We start from the raw sequence: 23,129 nt of genomic DNA on the forward strand, positions 1-23,129 counted from the left end.
ATCACCCGCCACGACATCCTCAACCAGCTCACCGTCCTCCTCGGATACCTGGAGATCGCCGAGGAGGAGTGCAGGGAAACGGAGGTCATGGAGAGCCTCGGCCGGATGAAATTTTCGGCGCAGAATATCAGGGAGCAGCTGGAGTTCGCCCGCGACTACCAGGACCTCGGCGTGCGGGAACCCCAGTGGCTCGACGTCAGGTGGCAGGTCGCCAGGCTCAGGCAGGATGACATCACGATCACAACGAAGATCCGGAGGCTTGAGGTGTACGCCGACCCCCTCTTCGGGCGGGTCTTCTACAACCTCCTCGACAATGCCGTCAGACACGGGATCCGGGTCACGGAGGTCAGGGTCACCGCCAGGATAGATGAGGAAGGAGGCCTGACCATCGTCTGGGAGGACAATGGCATCGGGGTCAGAGAAGGCGAGAAGGAGAAGATCTTCAGGCGGGGGTACGGGAACAACACCGGCCTCGGCCTCTTCCTCTGCAGGGAGATCCTGAAGATCACCGGCATCGAGATCAGGGAGACAGGAGAATACGAAAAAGGTGCACGCTTTGAGATCCAGGTTCAAAAGGACGGATACCGGATAGTGCAGAAGCCGCCGACTGTCCCGGACCCGGCCTGAGGGTCGGGTCACCCCCGCCTGTTCAGGACCATCAGCCGCGGCTCGGTCATCCCCTCGATCGCATACCTCGGCCCCTCTCTTCCCAGCCCGGACGCCTTCACCCCGCCATAGGGCATGGCGTCGGTCCTGAAGGTGGGGACGTCGTTGACGACAAGGGTGCCGGCCTCGCACTCATCGAAGGCATGAAAGGCGCGTTCGAGGCGGTTGGTGAAGATGCCGGTCTGGAGGCCGAAGGGGGAGTCGTTCGCCAGCGCAAGGGCGGCCGCAAAATCATCGAAAGGCGTGATGGTGATCACCGGAGCGAACATCTCCGTGGCATTCACCCGCATCGTCGGGAGCGTGTCGGTGAGGATGGTGGGCGCAAAGAGTGTGCCGGCCCGCTTCCCCCCGGCGAGGACGGTCGCACCACCTGAAACGGCCTCCCGCACTTTCTCTTCGGCCGCGGCCGCTGCCTCCTCCGAGATCATAGGGCCCACGTCGACGGTCTGGTCACGGGGGTCGCCGATCCTGAGAGCGCCGGTCCGTTCCAGGATCATCTCCAGGCATTGTGCATACACCGACCGGTGGAGGAGAACCCGCTGGACAGAGATGCAGACCTGACCTGCACCGGAAAAACCTCCCTGCACGATCCTCTCCGCCGCATAGGGGAGATCCGCGTCCGCGTCCACGATCACCGCGGCGTTCCCGCCGAGTTCGAGGCCGACCCGCTTTCTCCCGGAGATCTCGCGGAGGTGCCAGCCGACGGCCGGGCTGCCGGTGAAGGAGAGGTATGCAATCCTGCCGTCCCGCACCATCCACTCGGCGATATCGGTGGTGCAGGGGAGGACCGAGACGGCCTCTTCGGGGTACCCTGCTTCGACGAGGAGTTCGCCCAGAATAAGGCCGGAGAGCGGGGTCTTTGAGGATGGCCTGAGGATGACGGCATTACCGGCGGCGACCGCCGGACCGATCTTGTGGCAGGCGAGATTGAAGGGGAAGTTGAAGGGAGTGATCGCAAGCACCGTGCCGAGAGGGACGCGGCGGAGATAACCGGTTCTGCCGGCCGCGGCAGGGGTGAGGTCAAGGGGGATCACCTCGCCGTAGATCCGCCCCGCCTCCTCGGCGGAGAGGAGGACGGTCTCGACGGCGCGTTCCACCTCGGCCCTGGCCAGGGCGGCGGTCTTCCCGGCCTCACGGGTGATCGTCTCCGCGATCTCATCTTTCCAGATATCGATCAAACCGGCAAGGCGCCTGAGCACACGGATCCGTTCATGCGTCGGGAGCCTCCGGGCCCGGCCGAAACCGTGCTGCGCGAAGCGGACGGCGTCTTCAATGTCTGTCGCCCCGGCGAGGCAGACGGTGCCGACGAGGGAGTCGTCGTAGGGAGAACGGACGTCAAGGGTTGTCTCGCTCGCCCGCCACTCCCCGCCGACAAGGAAGGGTCGAGGGTCTGTCATGAAGGGGGATGGTGCAGTCCGGGATATGGAGGTTTCGGCACGCCGTTCGGGTTATCGAGATGAAAAACGTGGGTCTCTCGGTTTCGGGATAATGCGACGCGCAGGAGTTTTTTCTTATTATAGTGCCCTTATGGGGACTTATCACTCATTATGAGCGACATAATGTATTTTCCTGTGAAATGAAATGCATAAGATCTCCTGTTATCCAAGATATTTGTTATATTCTGTCGGCCTGTGCAATCGGGGCGTAAGGGCCGAAAATCGGTTTATTCTGATATCGTAGTATATCCAAGTTTCTGTTTTTTCATCCAGCCAACATTGAACAATTATTGTGTATATTTTATTTTTAAAGTAAATCCGTCGATTTTTTACCAGATATTCCCATTTTTATTGATCAGCCGGAGATGAGCACCATGACCAACCAGCACCTGCCAATCATACTCCTCCTCTGCCTGTGTCTTGTCCTCCAGGGTGTACAGGGGGCGGCGGCCGTCGATATTGAGACCGCCCCGCTGAACCCTGACTTTGTCAGGTATATGGATGAGCAGGAGGCGGCACCTCCCGAGGCGTCCGTATTCCTTGCGGCCGCACCCGCACCCGCACCCGGGACGCCAGACGACGAACATCCCCTCTATCCGAACACTCTGATCCCTGCGCCCGGCACCCCTGTCTGGTCTGATGGTTCCGTCGTTGCGACGGCCGAACCGCCCTCCGAGTCCTATTTCAACCTCGCCGACGAGGGCCGCGTCACCGCGGTGAAGGACCAGGGAGAGTGCGGGTCCTGCTGGGCCTTCGCCTCCCTCGGGTCCCTGGAGTCCGCGTTCCTCACCGGTGGCTTCGGTGAGTGGGACCTCTCGGAAAATAACCTGAAGAACACCCACAGCTTCGACGGGGGGCCCTGCAGCGGCGGCAACGCCTTCATGGCAACGGCCTACCTCGCCCGGTGGTCGGGACCGGTGGACGAGGTAGACGACCCCTATTTACTACCCGTGCCATTGAACGAATCGCCCGCCGACCTTGCGCCGGTGATGCAGGTGCAGAACGTCACCTTCCTCCCGCCGCGTGACGGCCCCCTCGACAACGACCGGATCAAGGCGACGATCAGGGATGAGGGCGGCCTCTATGCCGGTTTCCTGGTGAACTATACCCTCTTCGGCCCGAAGGCCACGACATACTACTTCCCCGAGAATAGCACCGCAAAGATCGATGGCGGCCATGCCATCCTCCTCGTCGGGTGGAACGATACCTACCCGGCGGCGAACTTCGTCGAGAGACCGGCCGGCGACGGCGCCTTCATCGCCAGGAACTCGTGGGGCACCACGTCAGGGGACAACGGCTACTTCTACATCTCGTATTATGACCGGAGTATCGGGCGCTTCCAGCACCCGGAGACGGCGTATATCGGCAACGGTCGCTCAGACGCGGCCGTGCTCTTCACCGGCGAACCGATCGGCACCCATGACCACATCTACCAGTACGACCCCCTTGGCTGGACCACCAGCGTCGGCACCGGCGCCTCGACCACGATGTACGGCAGGAATGTCTTCACCGCAGAGCGCTACGAGGGCCTGGAGGCGGTGAGTTTCTTCACCCGCGAACCCGGCACGGCGTATGAGGCCAGCGTCCACCTCATCGAGGGCGGCACCTCCCGTCTGGTCTCTGCCGCAGACGGGACGATGACACTCCCCGGCTACCACACCCTCCCGCTCGCCGCCCCCGTGCCCCTCGTCCCGGACCAGAAATTCTCGGTGACCCTCAAACTCACCGCCCCGACCGACACCTATCCTCTCGTCGTCGAGATGCCGATCACCGACTACTCGGGCGCGGCCACGGCCCATGCCGGCGAGAGTTTTGTGAGCGCCGACGGGGTGCAGTGGGACGACCTCACCACCATCTTCCCTGACACCAATATCTGCATCAAGGCCTTCACGGCCGATCCCGTCAGCGTGCCCGAGGACTATGCCACCATCCAGGCGGCCGTCGACGCCGCCCTCCCCGGCGATGTGGTCCTTGTCAGGAGCGGCGTGTACGAAGAGAATGTCGTCGTCGACAGGCCGCTCACCCTCGTCGGGAGCGGCGACCCTGTTATTGACGGCAATGGCGGGGACGTACTCACCCTGACCGGGGCGAATATCACCGTCCAGGGCATCACTCTCACCGGCGGCCGCGACGGCGTCGTGGTCACCGGCGAGAACGCCACGTTCATGGACCTGACGGTGACCGGTTGCAGCGAGGACGGCATCGCTCTTGAGGAGGCGGCACAGACCTCGGTCATCGGTGCCGACGTCCAGAATGCCGGCCGCACCGGCATTCTGGTCAATGGAACCGCCGGGACCGCCCTGCTCCAGTGCAATGTCTCCGGCAGCGGTGCCGACGGGATCGCTGTCACCTCCGCCGGATCCTTTACGCTGACCGGCTGCGTCGCCGACGGAAACGCCGGTGCAGGCCTGAACCTCGAGGGTGTGCGGGACGGCGAGGTGTCAGAGACCACGATGACCGGGAACAGGTGGAACCTCCGCTTCGTCCCCGTACCGGGCTATGAGGGCACGGTCACGGTGGACGGGACGAACACCGTCGACGGCAAGCGGGTCTATGTCTGGACAGGACGGGAGGACGCGGTCGTGCCCGGAGATGCCGGCATGGTGTACCTGATCGGGTGCCGGAACATCGCCGTGGAGGACCTCACCCTCTCGGGCACCTATGTCGGCCTCGTCGTCTTCAACTCGACCGCCGTCACCGTCAGGAATGTCACGGCCACCGGCAATTATGCGGGAGCGTTCTTCGCGGGTTCGGAAGACCTCTCGATCAATGCCTCCGCCTTCGTGGGCAACGAGTACGCGGGGATCTCCTGTCTCAACACTACCGCGGCCGTCGTCACCGGTTCGATCATCGCCGACAACCAGGTGGGTGCACTCCTTGCCGCCGGGAGTCCAGACGAGACCGCCCTCTGGCACAACACCTTTGCAAACAACACCGGCGGCCACCTCGTCCTTGAGGGTCAGGTCGCCCTGAACTCCACCGCACCGTTCCCGTACCGGTATAACGGTACCTACTTCACACACGCCCTCGGCAACTTCTGGGACGACTATGCAGGCACCGACGCCGACGGCGACGGGATCGGGGAGACGCCGTACGCCGTCGCGGGCATCAACGATACCTGTCCGCTGATCCAGTCCGCCGACCACTATCTGGTGGGCGCTCTCCCGCCCACGCCGACGCTGACATCCACACCCACACCGACACCCACCCCAACGCCCGCACCGGCACCAGCGCCCGCTGGCGGAGGCGGAGGCGGAGGCGGTGGTGGAGGCGGAGGCGCTTTCCCCGCGTCCTACTCTCCCATGGACCAGGACGCCTCCTCCCACGAGGCCTCGTATCCGGTGAAGGGCCAGTCTGCACTCTCTAAGATCGACCTGACCTCGGTCGCCGACCTCACCAGTGCCATAGTGGTCGCCGAGAAGACGGACCTGCCCCCCGCGATCCCCCCGCCTGCGACCACGGTCTACGAATACGAGAAGATCCTCCTCTTCCATGTCACCGCCGCCGATCTCACGGGCGGCGAGATCTCCTTCACCGTGCCCCTCGCATGGATGGAGGACCATGGTGCCGGCACGCACGATGTCGTCCTCCTCAGGTATCATGACGGCGCCTGGACCTCCCTGAAGACGAGGTTCGTGAAGGAGGAGAGCGGCGAGGCGTTGTACGTGGCGGAGACGCCGGGTTTCTCGTACTTCGCGATCGCCGTTGCCGAGAAAACGGAGAGGGAGGGGGCATCGGCCCGGACTTTTGCCGTCGAAGAGACACCTACCGGGGCACCGTCCGCCGGCGTCCCCGCAACCCCGCAGCAAAGCCCTGTCGCCCTCTTCATCCCTGCCCTCGCGGCCGCATTTGCCGCCCTTCTCCTTGCACAGAGGAGATGAAACCTCTCTTTTTTCTAAAAATATACGCAGGGCAGGGAGATGCCGGGATATCCCCGGCAGCCCGCCCCCCCAAAAAAATAGGGAGACCGCCTCTCACGGCCTCCTCAGGAAAACCCACGCCACCGCACACCCGGCCGCCGCAAGGAGGGTGACGACCGGGAAGACGCCCAGATAACTCCCTGTCGCCGCCATCACATAGCCTGCAAGTTGTGGCCCCGCGATGGCACCGGCACCGTAGGCGAGGAAGACCACGCCATAGGAGCGGGGATAGTCCGATGTCCCGAAGTAGAGGGCGGTGGTGGCCGGGGCGATCGCAAGCCACCCGCCGAGACATCCCCAGAGGAGGGCGAAGGCAGGGACGTACGTCCATGCCGTCGGGGAGAGCCACATCGCCGCGGACGCCGCCCCGATGAGCACGAAGGAGAGTATCGCCGTCCTCCGGGGAGAGATCCTGTCGGTGAGGGCGCCGAAGACAGGTCGGCCGCCGCCATTGAAGAGGGCGAAGAAACCGACAAGCGCGGTCGCCAGGGCCGGTTCGATCCCCACGCCCGTGCCGACGGGCTTTGCGATGGATATCGCCATCAGCCCGGCGAGGCAGCCGATGAAGTAGCAGACAAAGAGGCCGAAGAAGGCAGGCGTCCGGACCATCTCCTCGCGCCTGTACTCGGAGGCCGCACCCCCTCCCCCGTCGGGTGGGTGCCAGCCTTCCGGCATCCACCCGGACGGCGGGAAGGAGAGCGGCAGGGCGCAGAGGGTAAGGAGAATGATGAAGGCGACGCCGAAGACGCGGAAGGTTTCCATCACGCCGACCGCCCCGATGAGAGCACCGGCGACGTTCGCTGTCACAAAGGCGGAGAAGCCGAAGCCGAGGACGGTGAGCCCGACCGCAAGCCCCCGCCTGTCGGGAAACCACCGGGCCGCCACCGCCACCGGGACGCCGTAGGCGATCCCGACGCCGAAGCCGCCGACGACGCCGTACATCAGGGCGAGCATCGGCACAGAACCGGCATAGGATGCGAGCAGCCACCCGAGGCCCGTCAGGACGCCGCCCGCGACCGTGGCGACCCGCGGCCCCCGCACCTCGATGAAACGCCCGGCCAGGGGCATGGCGACAGCAAAACATGCCAGAAAAACGGAGAAGGGGAGAAGGATCCCGGTCGCCGTCACCGCCGTCCCGGCCGCGGCAAAGTGCTCGGTCAGAGGGGCGACGAAGACGCTCCAGGAGTAGATGGAGCCGAGGCAGAGGTTGATGAGCATGCCGGTGAGGACAAGGGCCCAGCGCCCCTGCTCGGCCCGCATGCCCAGGATCGTCAGGTCCTCGCCGGCCACCGCTTCAGTCCTCCAGTGTCGAGATGTCTCCCGGGTCGATACCCATCTCCTTCGCCTTCAGGACGCGTCGCATGATCTTGCCGCTCCGGGTCTTCGGGAGGGAGTCGACGAACTCGATCGCGGCCGGCATCGCGATCGGGCCGAGGCTCATCCGCACATGGTACGTGAGGTCGCCCTTCAGTTTCTCAGTCGGCCTGTAGCCCTGCCTCAGGATGACGAACGCCTTGACCGCCTGCCCTTTGACGGCGTCCGGGACGCCGATCACCGCCGCCTCGGCGACCGCCTCGTGGGAGACAAGGGCCGACTCCACCTCCGCGGTGCCGATATTGTGTCCGGCGACGATGATGATGTCGTCGGCCCGGCCGAGGACCATGATATAGCCGTCCTCGTCCTTCACCGCCAGATCGCCGGCGGTGTACAGGGAGTCGACGGTCGTCCAGTACTTCCGGTAGCGCTCGTCGTTGTTGTGGACCGTCCGCATCATCGAGGGCCAGGGCTCCCTGATCACAAGGAGGCCGCCGATGCCGGGGGGGACAGGGTTGCCCTCCCTGTCGACGACGTCGGCCATCACGCCCGGGACAGGACGGCCGGCAAAACCTGGCTTCATCGGTTCGCCGACGAGCGTCGTGACCATGTGCATCCCTGTCTCGGTCTGCCACCAGGTGTCCACGATCGGGCAGCGGTCCTTCCCGACATTGTGGTAGAACCACTCGAAGGCTTCGGGGTTCAGGGGTTCGCCGACAGAGCCGAGGACGCGGAGGGTGTCGAGGTTGGACCTGGCCGGCCACTCCTCGCCAAACCGCATGAACATCCTGATCACCGTCGGGGCGGTGTAGAAGACAGTCACGCCAAAGTCCTCGACGATCCGCCACCAGATGCCCGGGTCAGGGAAGTCGGGCGTCGTCTCGGTGAGGAGAACGGTGGCGCCGGCGGCAAGAGGACCGTAGACGATGTATGAGTGGCCGGTGATCCAGCCGGGATCGGCGGTGCACCAGTAGACGTCATTCTCCTTGAGGTCGAAGACGTACTTCGTCGTGTAGTAGGCGCCGACCATGTAGCCGGCAGAGGTGTGGACGATCCCCTTCGGTGTGCCTGTCGTCCCGCTCGTGTGCAGGATGAAGAGCGGGTCCTCGGCGTCCATCACTTCGGGCTCGCAGTACGGTGCGGCTGCCGCCATGATCTCTTCGAAGTCCACCTCCATCTCGGAGAAGAGTTCGATCTCGGGTTTTGTCCGCCGCAGGACGACGATCTTCTCGACAGAGGGGGCGTTCACGACCGCCTCGTCGACGATGGTCTTTAAGGGCACCCTCTTGCCCCGCCTGAAGCCGACGTCGGCGGTGATGACAATCTTCGCCTGTGCGTCGCGGATACGGGTGTTGAGGGCCGAGGCCCCGAAACCGCCGTAGACGATGCTGTGCACCGCCCCGATACGGGCGCAGGCGAGCATGGCGACGACCTGCTCGGGGACAAGGGGCATGTAGATGCAGACCGTGTCCCCCTTCCCGACGCCAAGGCCCTTCAAGGCGTTCGCAAAGCGCATCACCTCGCGGTGGAGCTGGCGGTAGGTGAGAATACGCTCGTTCTCGTCGTCCTCGCCCCGCCAGATCAGGGCAACCTTGTTCCGCCGTTCGCTGGCGGCGTGGCGGTCGAGACAGTTGTGGGTGACGTTCAGTTTCGCACCCGTGAACCAGCGGGCATAGGGGTTGTCCCACTCCCGCACCGTCTGCCAGGGGGCGAACCACTCCAGTTCCCCGGCTATCCCTGCCCAGAAGCCCTCGGGGTCGTCGAGATAGCGTTTGTACGCCGTCTCCCAGTCCCCAAACCAGGAGCGCTCCCGGTACGCGGGGTCGGGCATGTAGACCTTGCCGGCAAGTTTCACGTCAAATGTCTCTGCCATCGACATCACCTCCCGGGCCTGCCCGGGCCACTCTGCTGTGCATAGATAGAGATCTCCATGATAGATAATGATAAATCTTCGCTCTGCACAACACATATGCAGTGCATATGCCGGGCAGCATAGCAGACAGGACAAATGACGCGATCGCGATCAGGGAACTCCTCAGGAAACACCCGAAGGGGCTCTCCATCACCGAGATCGCGGGGGCCCTCGGCCTCCACAGGAACACGGCCGCAAAGCACCTGGACATGCTCGTCCAGAAGGGGGAGGCAGACATCAGGAAGGTCGGGACCGCGAAGACCTGCTTCCTCGCGCGGAGGATGCCAGTCGCCGCCCTCCTCCACTTCTCCCTCCACCCGGCGGTCGTCGTCGACGGGCGGGACGAGGTGGTGATGGTGAGTCAGAGCGCCCTCGACCTCCTCGAATGCCCGCTGGAAGTGCTGTACGGCGAGAAGGTTCAGGACCTCCCCTATTCTCTCTTCACGACCCCCGAGTTCCTTGAACGGTGCCGTCAGGCCGTGCAGGGGACGCAGGCGCTTTTTCCGGCCGCGACCGTGATCCGCGGGAGACGGCGCCACCTCCGCGTCCACCTCGTCCCGGTGGTCTTCGACACCGGGAAGGACGGGTGCGCCATCGTGCTCATCGACGAGACCGCGTGCAGGGAGGCGACAGGGGCGCTGGAGGCCTCGCGGCAGCAGTACGAGGCGCTCACCGCGGACCTACCCGGCTTTGTCCTCCATACCAGACCCGACCTCACCCTCGAATTCGTCAACGAGTCATTCTGCAGGTACGCGGGCCGGACACGAGAGCAGTTGATAGGTTTCCGTTTCCTCCCCCTCCTCCCGCCCGGCGACAGAGAGCGCATGAAGGCAGCGCTCATCTCTCTCACCCCGGAGAGACCGACCACGGCGCTGGAGGTCAGATCGGTGAGGACAGACGGCACCCTCGGCTGGGAGAGGTGGCAGGTCAGGGGTATCTTCGGGAATGGGGGGAGGGCCCGGGGCTACCACCTGGCAGGCACCGACATCACCGAACTGCAACAGTGCAGGGAGCAGCTGGAGCAGTACCATGAGAACATGGAACGCCTCATCGCCGGGCGGACCACCGGGATCCAGGAGGCGAACAGGACGCTCCTGAAGGTGCTCGCGGAGAAGGAGGAGATCGAGCGCGAGCTCCTCTTCACCACCTTCGCCTTCGACCACGCCTCCGACTCGATCATCCTCTTCGACCGGGACGGCAGGATCTACAAGGCAAACGAGACGGCATGCGGCCTCCTCGGCTACGGTCAGGACGAGATCCTCGCGGTCACCATCTTCGGCCTCAACCCCTCGATCACCGCACGGCAGTGGGAAGAGATGTGGGCACGGGCCGAGCCCGGGAAGAGGGAGAGAGTCGTCTCGGTCCACAGGAGAAAGGACGGCACCGTCTTCAAGGTCGAGGTCTCCCGGACCTTCGTGCGCTTTGCCGGGAGGATGTACTTTTGCTCCATCGCCCGCGAGGTCGGGGGCGCGGAGAGGTCGAAAAAATAGATGTAGATTTCCCGGTTCAGGTCCAGCAGATCCGCTGACGGGTCTGGGTCTGGTCGCAGGTGGCGTCACAGACGCCGGCACCAGAGCAGGTACCATTCTGGGACTGGCCCCTGAACTGGTACTGCTGACAGGTGCCGTCCGCGGCATTGGGGCAGGTGCCCGCAGACACATTCCCCTGAACACTGTTCTGGCATGCGGCCTGGTTGCCGCCAGAGCCCTGTCCGCCTGCACCACCCCATGCGACGGCCGGTGCCACCGCAACGAGGGCGAGACAGAGCAAAAGGGCTGCTCCGATCATAAGTTTTCTGGTCATGGTGTCTCCTCCGTGCTGCCGATCCCTCGGCAGCTGCATGCCATAGGTCGGCGGCCGGAGGGATAAATAAAGAAAATGGAGGCGGTTCTGAGCTTGAACCGATCGGTTCAGCATTCCACCGCACCGAGCGCGGCGAGGAACTCCCCGGCCGACGATATCCTCTTTTCCGGGTCTTTTTCAAGGCACCGGAGGAGGAGGGCGTCGAAACGCGCAAGGGCCAGGTCGACCTTCGAGGGGGGGACAGGCGCCCCCTCCAGGACGACGGCCGAGTACTCGCCCGGCCCGTCGCCATCGTACGGGAGCCTGCCTGTCAGGAGTTCGTAGAGGACGACACCGAGCTGGTAGAGATCTGTCCGTGCACCGGCAGGGCCGTACCGCCCCGGGGCGAGTTGTTCGGGGGCGGCATACCTGAGGGAGAAGCCCGGTGCCGCGGTCTCGTCGCCGTCGCCGATCAGCCTGCCGAGCCCCCAGTCGGCGATCTTCGGCGTGCCGTCCGCGGCAAGGAGGATATTGCCGGGCTTGAGGTCGCGGTGGACAATGCCGTGGGCATGGGCACACGCAAGGCCCTCTGCGATGCCGGACGCGATGCGGCAGGCCTCCACCGACGAGAGGGGTTTTGTGAGGTCGGCAAGGGAGCCTTCGAGATATTCCATCTCCACGTACGGCACGGGGAGGATGTTCACCGACCAGACGCGGACGATATTCGGGTGGACCAGTTCCTTCCAGAGGCTGATCTCCTTGAGGAAGCACCGTCCCGTCGCCTCGTCGGCCCTGAGGGGAACCTTGACGGCGACCCTCTCCCCGTCGGTGCGCCTGACTGCCGCATAGACCTGCGCCGTCCCGCCTGTGCCGACAGGGGAGACGTCGCCGTACTTTTCCATGAGCGCAGGGGGGAAACCCGGGACAGCGAAGGCGTCCGGGGCAACGAGGACGGTGCGGTCGCTGTCGGTGTCGGGTTTTCTTTTCCTGATGCGGTAGAGGAGGTACGCCCCGACCGCCGCCGCACCGGCACCTGCCGCCGCGGCCAAGAGGGGGTCGAAGCCTTCTTCCCGCGTCTCAGGCGGGCCTCTCCCCTCTCCGGTCGCCGCCTGCAGGTACGCATACATCGGCGTAGTCTCCACAGACGTCGGGCTCTCTTCAGCAGGGGCAGGAGGGAGAGAGGTCGGCAGGGGCGACGGCGTCGTCTCGGGCACAGAGGTCGGGGACTGAGTGGGCGGCGCCGTTTCGGGGACGACATCAGGGGTGGGATCAGGCAAGGGCGTCCTCTCCTCCTTCACCTGGCCAGGTGCCGTCGCCGGGCCGCGGTCGTCGGGGGCGCTGTTGTTTCCGCCAGGACCATGCTGCCCCTTCCCCGACGTGTCATGGGCCGCCAGCGCCGGGGCGGCACAGAGGACGAGAAGAAGAACGCAGGTTATGATCCACCGCCGCATGCAATGAGGTAGGTGGCCGGGGATATTAAGACGGGCGATCCTGACCATCGGCAGGGAGGGGGATGGTGAAGAGGAGGCGTGCCCCCTGCGGCCCCCGGGACAGGTCGATGAGGTCGCCGTCGGAGAGCGGGCGGCGCTCGTGCCGCCGGAGAGGAACGGCATTCACCGCCGTTCCGCCCGTGCTCCCGCAGTCCTCCACATGCCAGACGCCGCCGGAGAGGGTCAGCAGGCAGTGGGGGCGGGTGACCCGGGTGACCGCGGCATATGCCGCGGAGAGGGGGACCGCACACCCCTGCAGGGGGGCGGCCTCCGGATCCTCTCGGCCGACGGCACAGCGCGTGCCGGTGAGAGGAAAGGCCCGGCCGTCGTCGGGGCCGCCGACGACAAGGACGGCAGGCGTGCCGCCGGAGAAGGCCGCCGAGACACGGTCCTTCATCTCCCTCAGGCGGAGGGATACCCCCTGGGCGTCGGCCGCGATCCCGAGATTCCCGAAGATCCCGAGGTTCTGGATGACCGTCTCCAGGCCTCCCGGCACCAGGGAGTACTTCCAGACAGGATGGACGCCGGTCGCGGTCTCCCCCGAGAAACCCGCCTCCTTCTTCACGAGACCGGCAAGGAGGAGTTTGTCCAGGTGCTTTTTCGTGTTCTCGTAGCTTGTCCCTATCGCCCGGGAGATCTCCCGCACATCCCGCGGCGTGTGCTCGATGATCTTCAGGATCCGCAGGCGCGTCGGGTTCCCGAGGACGTCCAGATAGTCGGAGAGCTCCTCCAGAAAGTCCTGGTCGGCGCCTGAGACGAGGGTGCGATCGCCGTCGGTCATCAGGGAGTATGAGGACAGCATGGTAGATAACCCGCGCGGCTCGGGGAAAAAAGAGAGATTCGAGAAACCCCGGCAGAGGTCAGGTCTGGGGCGGCGCCAGGCCGAGCATGGCGGCACGGATCGTCTCGATACCGACCCTCTCGGCAAACCGCGGTGTCCTTTCGCCGGGTTTCCCGTTGTCGCGGTAGTATTCGAGAAGGCGCCTCACCATGCCGACGGCCTCATCGACCTGGAGGTCCTTTGCCACCACATCGCCGATCCTGGGGCGGCCTCCGGAATTCCCACCGAAGGTCACGGTCCACCCCTTCGCAGTCCCGATCAGCCCGATGTCCCGCACATAACTCTCCCCGCAACAGCGCGGGCAGCCTGAAACCCCCATCTTCAGTTTCGCGGGGAGGTTCAGGTCCTGGTTCACCCCCTCGAGTTTCAGCCCGAGGCCGAGGGAGTCCTGCACGCCGTACTTGCAGGTCTCGGTCCCCGGGCAGGTCTGGACATAGTGGAGACAGGGCGCCGTCGCCTCCCCGACGGTCATCCCGAGTTCCTTCCAGATATTGTCGATATCCTCCTCCTGCATCCCCACGAGCGCCATCCGCTGTCCCGAGGTCATCTTGATGACCGGGATATTATACCGCCGCACGACCTTGACGATGTTCTCCAGGTCCTCGGGGGCGACGAGCCCGGCCGGCGTCCTCGGGACGATCGCATAGGTCTTCCTGTCACGCTGGAGAATCGCGCCTCTTGGTCCGTCTTCCATCATACATCAACTCCCCTTCGCCATGGCATGCCATGACAGAAGCCTCGGGCCAGTATAATCCTGCGAGAATATAATAGTGGTGCAGCATGCGGAGAGAGCATGGTCGGGACGGCCCCGGCCGTCACCTCTTCATATGCTCGATCAGGGAGAGGAGGAAGTATCTCAGGAAGGGGGTCTCTGAACCGATCACCGCAAACCTTTCGGCGCCCGAGAAGCCGATAGTGAGAATTTCGCCGTTGTCGACCAGGATTGAACACTCCTGCCGCGTGTAAACGCCGGGAGGGGTGGTCTGCCAGGCCAGGAGATCCGCCACGATCCCATCGCCCTCGACGAGCGGGAGGTCGATCCTGGAGAACATCTCTCTATCCCCCACAAGGACATAGAGATCGATCCTCTTCTGAAGGGCCTTCAGAGCCTTCAGGTTCTTCCTGAGAAAGGAGGGGTCCTGGCAGATGAGGACCATGCGCTCCTTCGCTTTCCTGAAGACAGACTGGATCTGGTTCTCGATCGCCCAGTCGCTCCTGAGCATGTAGAAGGGCGACGGCGGGAGAGGGACGGCCGATGAGATACTTTTGAGGGCTGTCCTCGTCTGTTCCAGGGAGGCAAGGTACTCGTCCCTGATGTGGTCGATCACCTCGTCGGGGTCGACGGCATGGTAACGGGCAGGCGATCCGTCTTCCACCCCGACAAAACCGCGCTGTGCCAGGTCGTGAAGAACCTCGTATATCCTGCCCCGAGGCACCTTGCTTGCCTCATGGATCTCCCGTGCAGTCGCCCTCTGGAGGCCGACAAGGGTTGAGTAGACCCTCGCCTCGTATTCATTGAGTCCAAGGGTGCGGAGTTGCAGGACGATCTCGTCTGTCATTGCTCACCTGTTCGTGCCGCACGCTCTTCAGCATATCGCTTTTGAAACTCCCATTAGTTGCACCACATTGAGGGGCGATACTTCGAGAGAAAATGTACCGGAGACGACGGCCGGATCTCCCGGCACGCCTCCACACCGCAGGCTTTCGCCTGCAGATTCCGGAGCAGCACACCATGATGACTACCGAACGTATAGCAGTCCTTGTCTTTCTCGTTACGTACGCCCTCATCATCGATGAAAGGGTTCACCGAGCCGTCGCCACAATGGCCGGCGCCGCGGTCGTAGTCTCTCTCGGCATCGTCCCCTGGGATAGCCTCCTTCACCACATCGACTTCGGCACGATCTTCCTCCTGATGAGGATGATGATCATCGTCAACACCGCACGGAACAGCGGCCTCTTCGAATATATCGCGATCAGGACCACAAAGTGCGCCGGAAGGAGCCCGCCTGATGGTGACGGTGGCGATCGGCCTCGGCATGTTGTGGATGATGTTCATGAGGTGAACACTATCAAAAACACCCAAAATGCAACTATTTTTGGTTTCACCACGAATATATAGCCACACGACTCAGATCGAAGCGTGAAGAGGCAACGCCGGGGATCCGGCACCAGAGCGCTGGACCAATGTACTCCCGACCTCCTAAACTCCAATCCAGCAGAGAACCAAACCGGGATAGCATTCTGCAGCCTTCACCTATCGACACAGGGTGCGTTCCCGGCCACCTCTTCGCACCACAGGACCGCCGCGCAGGCCAGGAAACAGGAGAGAGTCTCCGCCGTATAAAATCAGACCTTCCGGCCCACTGTCACAAGAGCATGATGAGATCTGTCGGGATCAGGAACCTTTTTTACCCAATCCGTCGTGATGTGAAGACCCACCGGTCACACGGGTTGCAGAGATGACACCCCTACCAGTTGCACCAGACTGATATAGCAACGGCCCGCGTGATGATCAGGAGACAGAGATGATCCGCTCCCAGGAGACACAGAAAACAAAGCCGACATCTGGAGAAACGCTCTCAGTGGAACCTTCCGGCGGGCGGGCATACTGCTATGAGACCTCACGGGTCTGGGAAGAGGCAGGGTTCATGCCGCCCGCCGTCTGCCAGGTCGCCGTCGAGATCCTCCACCTCCAGGGCATGGAGGAGGGGACTGCCGGGGGCGGTTTCCCTTCTCTCGCACGGGAAATCCTCCCTCAGACAGAGAGCATCAGGAACAGATGCGTGATCACCGATCCAGTACGGCTGCGAGAGACTGCTCTTGAGTGGGGTATGCCGACAGCAGGGATGAGCGACCAGGAGATCGCGTACCTGATGACCCTCTCGATCATCACCGATTATTGCATCCAATCCTGAGAATACACAGATAGACCCAGACCCTCACAAAAACAGACAGGAGACACTGATGAGATCACCCTACGACCTCCTTGCAGAGGCCATCACCACACGTCCGTTCGCTGTCATGGCAGTCGTCGCGGCTGTGTTCATGCTCGCCTTCCTCGGCCTCTCGATGGTGACTATGGCGACAGGCGACGACACGTACATCGACAAGACCACGCCCCGAGGGGCGATGCTCGCCCACTACAAGGACACCTATGGCTCAGACGCCATCATGCTCATCTTCGAGAGCGACGACGTCACCGATCCCGACGTCCTCGCCTATATCGGGAGCGTCGAGGACGACATCAGGAACGAGCAGTACGTCGATTCAGTCGCCGGCGTGCCCGACCTGATGAAAGAGGCGAACAACGGGACCATGCCCAACTCACGGGCCGAAGTGAACGCCGTCATTGAGAAAGCTCCGCCCGGAACCCTCGACCGCTACCTCCCCTCGATGATGATGACCATCGTCGGCATCACCATTCAACCGGGCGTCGCATCGACCGTGCAGGAACAGGTGCTGGACAATGTCAGGGCGTCGATCGCCGTCTCAGAACCGCCTGCAGGTGTCTCGGTGACGGTATCCGGAAGCCCGGCCTTCTCACAGGAGATGGGACAGGAGATGGGCCAGTCGATGGGCATCCTGATCATGGCCGCGATGCTTCTGATGGTTCTTGCCGTCACGTTCCTCTTCTCCCATGTCAGGTACCGCCTTCTGCCTGTCGCAATCGTGGCCGGCGGCCTGATCCTGACCTTCGGGTTCATGGGGCTTGTCGGCATCCCGATCTCCATGACCGTGATCGGGGCCTTCCCGGTGCTCATCGGGATCGGGATCGACTATGCGATCCAGTTCCACTCACGCTTCGACGAGGAGGTGCAGCATGCGACCATCGCCGACGCGGTGAGGGCCACCGTGACCAGGTCGGGCCCGTCCGTCCTCATCGCCATGGTGGCGACTTCACTCGGCTTTATCGCCATGTTCGTCGCGCCGGTCCCGATGGTCGCCGATTTCGGCATCGTCTGCACGATCGGCGTCGCCTCCTGCTATCTTGCCGCCCTCGTCATCGTCCCGCTCTTCGGGATGGTCGTGAAGTACAGGGCAAAGACGCCTGCCGGGAAACTCGACAACGTGGAGGCCTGCGAACTCGACTGGAAGGGCTGTGAGAAGGAGCCCGCACATGAAGAAGGCTCTCGCGGCTCCCTGATCGAGCGGTACAACCATCTTCTCGGGAAGATCGCCCTCGGGATCGCGAAGAACCCGGTCCCGATCCTCCTCGTCTTCTGCCTGGTCGCGGCCATCGGCATCCAGATGGACAATGAGGTTCCGATCAATGCCGACGAGGAGACCTTTGTCCCGCAGGACATGCCGGCCCTTCAGGACATGAAGAAGGTGACGCGGACGATGGGGGCGACAGACACGGTCCCGGTCGTCGTGACCGGCGACAATGTTCTGGACATGGAGACTCTTCAATGGATACAGGGCTTCGGGGAGTACGAACTGCGGACGAACGAGAAGATCACCGGCGTCACGAGCATCGCCACCCTCCTTGCCCGGTACAACGGCGGCGTCCTGCCGGAGACGGAAAGCGAGGTCCAGAACGTGCTCGCCGCCATCCCGACCGATACAAAGGACAGGTATCTCAACGGCAGGATGGAGACGGTGATGGAGTTCTCCACCACAGACATGGAACTCGACGTTGCACGGACGATGATCATGAACGTGGAGAAGGACGTCGAGTGGAATGAGGCCCCGCCGGGAATCCATGTGCGGGTGACCGGCGGCACCGAGATGTTCGCCTCCCTGATGGACGACATCGCGACGTCGAAGACGCTGATGGTCCTTGCCGGGTTCGGGCTTATTCTCCTCTTCCTTCTCCTTGTGTACAGGCGGGTGAACGCCGTCACCCCGCTCATCCCGATCGTCATGATCGTCGGGTGGAACGGGGCGATCATGTACCTCCTCGGCCTCGACTACACGCCGATGACCGCAACCCTGGGGTCGATGACCATCGGTGTCGCCTCGGAGTACACGATCCTGATCATGGAGAGGTGCGAGGAGGAACTCGCACGGGGCCTCGACATCTACGAGGCGATCCAGACGAGCGTACAGAAGATCGGCACTGCGGTCACGGTCTCGGGCATGACCACGGTCTTCGGTTTCTCGGCGCTCACCCTCTCGGCCTTCAACATCATCTCAAACTTCGGGATCGTGACGGTGATCACCGTCGGTTTCTCCCTCATGGGGGCGATCCTGGTGATGCCGGCCGTGCTCTCCCTGATGTACCGCCTCACCCACCGCCGACCGGTAGAGGGCGCCCCGGCCGCACCGGCGGCATGAAGAGATCCATATCTTTTTTTCACGGCACGCCCCGCGAGAGATATGAACGATGGAAGGCCCCGGGAAAATTTCTGTTTAAGGGCCTGATGGGAGCGGGAACGACCGAAGTGAGCCAGAAAAAAAGGATTAAATTTTTCGGATTCTTTAGTATTCCTGTTCTGGAGTGCCTGGCCGGGGGGTTTCACCCCCCGATCCCCCCACGTTAGGATAGAGGGGAGAGGGTAATCCCCTTTTCTAAATCCCTTCTTCGCTCTTTCCCGACCCAATCCAGAGCAGGGAACGAGCGCCAGCGAGTTCGAGAAAATCTGTGATTTTCGAGGTCCGGGGGCTGCGAACGGAGTGAGCACAAGAAAATCTCTGATTTTCTGCGTAGTCCCCCGGTGAGAGTATGATGGTTTCTAAAAAGCCGCGCTATGAAATATCCCTGCAAAATTTTTCCACGGCCATGAAATCAAATGTTAGGATCAGGAAAACAAGACACAAAAAAACCCGGAGAAACGAGTTCAAAAATAAGAGGGCCGGGGCCGAGATTCGAACCCGGGTCGGGGGATCCACAGTCCCCTAGGATGACCAACTACCCCACCCCGGCAAATACCTCTACTATGTTGTATGGAACTACAGATTAACCTATCGTAGAAACCGGCGGCAGGGCGCCCGGATACAACCCCGACATACCACTCCGGGAAGCATGCGCGGGGGCGGAAGAGCATTAATAGGGTGAGATATCCTAATATAGTCAAAACCCGTCATCGACAGCAGACAGGTTTTTTCCCGAAGCAACAACACATCACTGCCGGATCCGGGGACAGGGCCAGATATCGGGGCACCACCCGGGTCAGGCGCGTCATACCGGGAAGACGGGGGAGCGGGAAATGGCCAAGAAAAAGAAACAATCACAGGAAACAGAGGGATCCGGGATCAGGACGCCAATCGTCTGCGTTCTCGGACACGTCGACCACGGCAAGACCTCGCTCCTCGACTATATCAGGGGATCGTCGGTCACCGCCGGCGAGGCCGGCGCAATCACCCAGCATATCGGAGCGACACTTGTCCCCTTCGACGCCATTGCAAAGACAGGCGGGGCCTTCCAGAAGTTGCAGGTCAACATCCCCGGCCTGCTCTTCATCGACACCCCGGGCCACCAGGCCTTCACAACACTCAGGGCCCGCGGCGGCGCCCTCGCTGACATGGCGATCCTGGTGGTGGATATCAACGAGGGGTTCCAGCCGCAGACCATCGAGGCACTCGAGATCCTGAGAACCTACAAGACACCCTTCGTCGTTGCGGCGACGAAGATCGACAGGATCCACGGCTGGCGGGTGAACAAGAACGCTCCGTTTAAAAAGACCTTCGAAACGCAGGGCGACCGCGTGAAGCAGATCTTCGAGACAAAGACCTACGAACTGATCGGCAAACTCTCCGAGAAAGGTTTCAACTGCGAGCGGTACGACAGGGTGAGCGACTTCGCCCGCAACATCGCCATCGTCCCGGTCTCCGGGATCACAGGCGAGGGCGTGCCCGACCTTCTCATGATGCTCATCGGGCTTGCCCAGCGTTACATGACAGAGGAGCTCGCCGTCTCGGTCAACGGCCCCGGCCAGGGCACGGTCCTCGAAGTGAAGGAGGAACGGGGCCTCGGCATGACCCTCGATGTCATCCTCTATGACGGTACCCTCGGGATCGGGGACGAGATCGCGGTTGCAACAGGAGACGGCGTGATCAACCCCAAGGTGCGGTCCCTTCTCAAGCCGCGGCCGATGTCTGAGATCCTTGTCGAGGACAGGTTCGAGCGGGTGAAGTCGGTCACCGCCGCCGCCGGCATCAAGGTCTCCGCACCCCACCTCGAAGGGGTCATCGCGGGCTCGCCCCTGCGGGTGATCCCGGCGGCCGAAGATCGTGAAGGTATCAACGAGGAGGTCAGGCGGGAGGTCGAGGAGATCCATGTCGCCCTTTCCGAGGAGGGTATCACCATCAAGGCCGACACCATCGGCGCCCTCGAAGCGCTGGCAAAGGAACTCGAAGACCACCATATCCCTATCATGAAGGCCGAGGTTGGCCCGGTCTCTCGCCACGACCTCATTGAGGTTGGGACGGTCAAAGAGTCCCTCAACGCCGTCCTCCTCGCCTTCAACACCGCCATCCTCCCCGACGCCCTCGATATCCTCAAAGACCCGGCAAACAAGGTGACCGCCTTTACAGGCAACGTCATCTACCGGCTCATCGAGGACTATACCGAGTGGGTCGAGGAGCAGAAGAGGAAGATCGAAGCTGCCCGCTTCGAGCACATCATCCTGCCGGCAAAAGTCGTCATCCTCGAAGGGTGCGTCTTCAGACAGAGCAACCCCGCCGTCGTCGGCGTCAGAGTGCTCGGGGGAAAACTGCGGAGCGGCGTGTACTTGATGCGCAGGGACGGCAAGAGGGTTGGCCAGCTGAAAAATATTCAGGTCAGAGGGGAGAACGTCCCTGAAGCCGACGCCGGCGCGGAGGTCGCGGTCTCGATCGAGGGGGCGACAGTTGGCAGGCAGATCAGCGAGAAAGACGAGTTATACGCCGAGATCCCCGAACACCACGTCAAGGTGCTCGAAAAGGAGATGCTTGGGAGCCTCAAACCAGGTATGCGTGAGGTACTCGATGAGTACACCCTGATGCGGAGAAAGGAAAATCCCTTCTGGGGGAAGTAGTTTTAATATAGATATCATCCAATTTTATAGTCACGTCTGATATCATCAGGATGAGAAGGAGTCAGAGATAATGGTTGATTTCAAGGTTGTCGTATCTGACAGGAAGGCAAGCCGCGCCTACAATATCCAGGCAAGCGGGGCGGCTGCATCGGCATTGATCGGGAAGAAGATCGGGAACGAGGTCGATGGCGCACCCCTTGGCCTCGCCGGATACACCATCCAGATCACCGGCGGCTCGGACAGAACCGGGATCGCCGCTAGGAAGGATCTGCCGGGCGCAGGCCGCAGGCGGATCCTCCTCTCCGAGGGCGTCGGCTTCCACCCCGAGCACGAGGGACAGAGGAAGAGAAAATCGGTCCGCGGGAACGAGATCACCGCTGACTTCGTCCAGATCAACGCCGTCGTTGCCCAGTATGGTGCGCAGCCCATCGATGCGCTCCTCGGAAAGAGCGGCGAAGAGGCTGCAGAGAACTAAAAAAAATCTATTTTTCCCGGACAACACTTTCACGGAGAGCAGGCAGGAGATCCTGCCATGCAACACCGTACCTGCGAGCAAGCAGGACGGCCGCTGCTTCGGGCCTGAGGTTGCCGTCGAACTCCCCCTCGATCACGCGGTTCATCCCGGCAGTCACCTCGCTCGCGTCCCTGCCGGTCGCCGACGCGATCCTGGCGATGAGATCACGCAACGGATCGGGCGCCTCGAAGACCTCGGGGCCGGGCCTGAAACCGAGGGGGATCGTGACTGAGGAGAGGTCGAAGAGCGGGACGACCTTCCCGCCTTTCAAACCGAGTAGTCCGGCGGATTCTCCCAGGCGAAGGACTGTATTCGCCTGTTCGACGTTCAGCCACTTCCTGTCCAGAGCAAGGAAAAAGACAAACTGATTCTTTTCGAGTTCCCCTAGGTGCATCTGCTTGAAGGGGGCCGCGACGGTGATCTGGAGGCTCAATCGCAGGCACCCTTGAGGATCTCTCGGATATCCATCGCATCCATCGAACCGGCCACTCCCTCCTTGACAACGAAGACCTCGGACTGCGGGCCGCGGTCGACGATTCTCATCAAGAATATATTTTCCGAGACCGGACGCCTGCCCTCCGGCCGCAGGAGGGTCTCATGGATCGAGAACCTGAAGTCCGCGGACTCTGTCACCTCGCTGGCGAGGGCGGGGATGAGGTCAAGGGGGAGGAACCGCGTCCTGTCGTCGGCAAGCTCAAGGAGGATATCGCGCTTGTAGAGGTCATCACCCTGCCGGCAGGTGGTGTGGGTGCGGTGGAGGGCCGCGACATACACGAGGGCCTGCCCGAATGGCGAACTCAGGGTGAAATTGAGATCAAAGCGCGTCGGGAAGCGGTAGTAAACTCTGCGCATCATAGACGTATGGGCGATCGGATCTAATAATCTATGCTGATCGCTCCTGAAAGGTCAGATCCCGGATCCCCGCCTCACGATCGGAGGGTACAGGCGAAGAAGAGAGGATCAGGGGGGCCGTCACCGCTACGTAGTCAGACCGTTCAAATGTGGCGTTCTCTGGCCCTCGGGAGATGGTGAGGTTCACCGTGTACGTCCCGGGTACCCTGTAGACATGGACCGGGTGACGGTCTGTCGAGAGGTTCCCGTCGCCGAACTCCCACGACCACGAGGTCGGGAAACCGACCGAGGCGTCGGCAAACCGCACCGCGAACGGGACCACCCCGGTGGTGGCATTCGCGGAGAAGTTTGCGCGGAGGAGAGGGGGTGTCACCGTGACAAGGCCAGGGTAGCGCAGGGTGTCGTTGCCATAGGGGTTTGTGACGGTCAGGTTCACCGTGTACG

The 23,129-nt window shown here is 62.6% G+C and carries 18 protein-coding genes, 1 tRNA gene and 1 pseudogene; 8 read left to right on the forward strand and 12 right to left on the reverse strand.

Translation table 11 applies throughout. The annotated features are described in order from the left end of the window. On the forward strand, window positions 1–627 hold a 627-nt coding region (locus BP869_RS09260), incomplete at its 5' end, for a HAMP domain-containing sensor histidine kinase (RefSeq protein WP_342678973.1). Window positions 628–635: 8 nt separating this feature from the next. Here the strand turns inward: BP869_RS09260 and BP869_RS09265 are convergent. Beyond that, window positions 636–2,063, reverse strand: a complete 1,428-nt coding sequence (locus BP869_RS09265) for an aldehyde dehydrogenase family protein (protein ID WP_342678975.1) — start codon at window positions 2,061–2,063, stop codon at window positions 636–638. Between the two features lie 413 nt (window positions 2,064–2,476). Between BP869_RS09265 and BP869_RS09270 the strand changes: the two genes are divergently transcribed. Then, window positions 2,477–5,983: a lectin like domain-containing protein gene (locus BP869_RS09270; RefSeq protein WP_342678977.1), complete on the forward strand. Its 3,507-nt coding sequence runs from the start codon at window positions 2,477–2,479 to the stop codon at window positions 5,981–5,983. 93 nt (window positions 5,984–6,076) lie between these two features. On the opposite strand, the gene BP869_RS09275 is transcribed toward BP869_RS09270, so the two are convergent. Continuing rightward, window positions 6,077–7,312, reverse strand: coding sequence for an L-lactate MFS transporter (locus tag BP869_RS09275; protein WP_342678979.1), 1,236 nt, complete (start codon window positions 7,310–7,312; stop codon window positions 6,077–6,079). Between the two features lie 4 nt (window positions 7,313–7,316). Then, on the reverse strand, window positions 7,317–9,209 hold the full coding sequence (gene acs, locus BP869_RS09280) for an acetate--CoA ligase (protein ID WP_342678981.1): 1,893 nt from the start codon (window positions 9,207–9,209) through the stop codon (window positions 7,317–7,319). 107 nt (window positions 9,210–9,316) lie between these two features. Here acs and BP869_RS09285 point away from each other — a divergent pair, with 107 nt between their 5' ends. Continuing rightward, on the forward strand, window positions 9,317–10,738 hold the full coding sequence (locus BP869_RS09285) for a PAS domain S-box protein (protein WP_342678983.1): 1,422 nt from the start codon (window positions 9,317–9,319) through the stop codon (window positions 10,736–10,738). A gap of 16 nt (window positions 10,739–10,754) precedes the next feature. Here BP869_RS09285 and BP869_RS09290 read toward each other — a convergent pair whose 3' ends face one another. The 5 genes from BP869_RS09290 to BP869_RS09310 form a co-directional block, all read right to left on the reverse strand. Then, entirely contained in the window at window positions 10,755–11,051 is a 297-nt protein-coding gene (locus BP869_RS09290; RefSeq protein ID WP_342678985.1) for a hypothetical protein, read from the reverse strand. Between the two features lie 107 nt (window positions 11,052–11,158). Continuing rightward, window positions 11,159–12,481: a serine/threonine-protein kinase gene (locus BP869_RS09295; RefSeq protein WP_342678987.1), complete on the reverse strand. Its 1,323-nt coding sequence runs from the start codon at window positions 12,479–12,481 to the stop codon at window positions 11,159–11,161. Window positions 12,482–12,506: 25 nt separating this feature from the next. Next, the gene (locus BP869_RS09300; protein WP_342678989.1) at window positions 12,507–13,322 is read right to left on the reverse strand and encodes an FHA domain-containing protein; all 816 of its coding nucleotides are present in this window, start codon (window positions 13,320–13,322) and stop codon (window positions 12,507–12,509) included. A 58-nt stretch (window positions 13,323–13,380) separates the two neighbouring features. Next, window positions 13,381–14,055, reverse strand: a complete 675-nt coding sequence (locus tag BP869_RS09305; protein WP_342679136.1) for an NAD(P)/FAD-dependent oxidoreductase — start codon at window positions 14,053–14,055, stop codon at window positions 13,381–13,383. A 121-nt stretch (window positions 14,056–14,176) separates the two neighbouring features. Continuing rightward, window positions 14,177–14,920, reverse strand: a complete 744-nt coding sequence (locus BP869_RS09310; RefSeq protein WP_342678991.1) for a TrmB family transcriptional regulator — start codon at window positions 14,918–14,920, stop codon at window positions 14,177–14,179. A gap of 173 nt (window positions 14,921–15,093) precedes the next feature. Between BP869_RS09310 and BP869_RS09315 the strand changes: the two are divergent. The 3 genes and pseudogenes from BP869_RS09315 to BP869_RS09325 all read left to right on the forward strand — a co-directional run. Further along, a pseudogene (locus BP869_RS09315) lies at window positions 15,094–15,366 on the forward strand (SLC13 family permease); the annotation flags it as partial. Window positions 15,367–15,943: 577 nt separating this feature from the next. Beyond that, window positions 15,944–16,276, forward strand: a complete 333-nt coding sequence (locus tag BP869_RS09320; RefSeq protein WP_342678993.1) for a hypothetical protein — start codon at window positions 15,944–15,946, stop codon at window positions 16,274–16,276. 49 nt (window positions 16,277–16,325) lie between these two features. Continuing rightward, a complete protein-coding gene (locus BP869_RS09325) occupies window positions 16,326–18,638 on the forward strand; it encodes a hydrophobe/amphiphile efflux-3 (HAE3) family transporter (RefSeq protein ID WP_342678995.1) in 2,313 nt (770 codons plus the stop codon). A gap of 516 nt (window positions 18,639–19,154) precedes the next feature. On the opposite strand, the gene BP869_RS09330 is transcribed toward BP869_RS09325, so the two are convergent. Continuing rightward, a tRNA-His gene (locus BP869_RS09330) sits at window positions 19,155–19,227 on the reverse strand. A 283-nt stretch (window positions 19,228–19,510) separates the two neighbouring features. On the opposite strand from BP869_RS09330, the gene infB reads away from it, so the two are divergent. Beyond that, window positions 19,511–21,319, forward strand: coding sequence for a translation initiation factor IF-2 (gene infB / locus BP869_RS09335; RefSeq protein WP_342678997.1), 1,809 nt, complete (start codon window positions 19,511–19,513; stop codon window positions 21,317–21,319). A gap of 70 nt (window positions 21,320–21,389) precedes the next feature. Further along, entirely contained in the window at window positions 21,390–21,794 is a 405-nt protein-coding gene (locus BP869_RS09340; RefSeq protein ID WP_067048537.1) for a 30S ribosomal protein S6e, read from the forward strand. A 7-nt stretch (window positions 21,795–21,801) separates the two neighbouring features. Here the strand turns inward: BP869_RS09340 and BP869_RS09345 are convergent, their stop codons facing one another. From BP869_RS09345 to BP869_RS09355, 3 genes are all read right to left on the reverse strand, one after another. Then, complete coding sequence (locus BP869_RS09345) at window positions 21,802–22,266, reverse strand: DUF2240 family protein (protein WP_342679000.1); 465 nt, start codon at window positions 22,264–22,266, stop codon at window positions 21,802–21,804. Further along, on the reverse strand, window positions 22,263–22,688 hold the full coding sequence (locus BP869_RS09350; protein WP_342679002.1) for a hypothetical protein: 426 nt from the start codon (window positions 22,686–22,688) through the stop codon (window positions 22,263–22,265). The genes BP869_RS09345 and BP869_RS09350 overlap by 4 nt, the downstream gene beginning before the upstream one ends. 28 nt (window positions 22,689–22,716) lie before the next feature. Then, window positions 22,717–23,129: PKD domain-containing protein (locus BP869_RS09355; protein WP_342679004.1), on the reverse strand; the 413-nt coding region annotated here is incomplete at its 5' end.

This window comes from Methanofollis sp. UBA420 (genome assembly GCF_002498315.1).
GTDB lineage: Archaea > Halobacteriota > Methanomicrobia > Methanomicrobiales > Methanofollaceae > Methanofollis.

Excerpts from the sequence above, each read along its gene's own strand:
- BP869_RS09265 (WP_342678975.1), bottom strand. The coding sequence starts at position 2,063 with ATGACAGACCCTCGACCCTTCCTTGTCGGCGGGGAGTGGCGGGCGAGC.
- BP869_RS09270 (WP_342678977.1), top strand. The coding sequence starts at position 2,477 with ATGACCAACCAGCACCTGCCAATCATACTCCTCCTCTGCCTGTGTCTT.
- acs (WP_342678981.1), bottom strand. The coding sequence starts at position 9,209 with ATGGCAGAGACATTTGACGTGAAACTTGCCGGCAAGGTCTACATGCCC.
- BP869_RS09285 (WP_342678983.1), top strand. The coding sequence starts at position 9,317 with ATGCCGGGCAGCATAGCAGACAGGACAAATGACGCGATCGCGATCAGG.
- BP869_RS09290 (WP_342678985.1), bottom strand. The coding sequence starts at position 11,051 with ATGACCAGAAAACTTATGATCGGAGCAGCCCTTTTGCTCTGTCTCGCC.
- BP869_RS09295 (WP_342678987.1), bottom strand. The coding sequence starts at position 12,481 with ATGCGGCGGTGGATCATAACCTGCGTTCTTCTTCTCGTCCTCTGTGCC.
- BP869_RS09300 (WP_342678989.1), bottom strand. The coding sequence starts at position 13,322 with ATGCTGTCCTCATACTCCCTGATGACCGACGGCGATCGCACCCTCGTC.
- BP869_RS09305 (WP_342679136.1), bottom strand. The coding sequence starts at position 14,055 with ATGGAAGACGGACCAAGAGGCGCGATTCTCCAGCGTGACAGGAAGACC.
- BP869_RS09310 (WP_342678991.1), bottom strand. The coding sequence starts at position 14,920 with ATGACAGACGAGATCGTCCTGCAACTCCGCACCCTTGGACTCAATGAA.
- BP869_RS09325 (WP_342678995.1), top strand. The coding sequence starts at position 16,326 with ATGAGATCACCCTACGACCTCCTTGCAGAGGCCATCACCACACGTCCG.
- infB (WP_342678997.1), top strand. The coding sequence starts at position 19,511 with ATGGCCAAGAAAAAGAAACAATCACAGGAAACAGAGGGATCCGGGATC.
- BP869_RS09340 (WP_067048537.1), top strand. The coding sequence starts at position 21,390 with ATGGTTGATTTCAAGGTTGTCGTATCTGACAGGAAGGCAAGCCGCGCC.
- BP869_RS09350 (WP_342679002.1), bottom strand. The coding sequence starts at position 22,688 with ATGATGCGCAGAGTTTACTACCGCTTCCCGACGCGCTTTGATCTCAAT.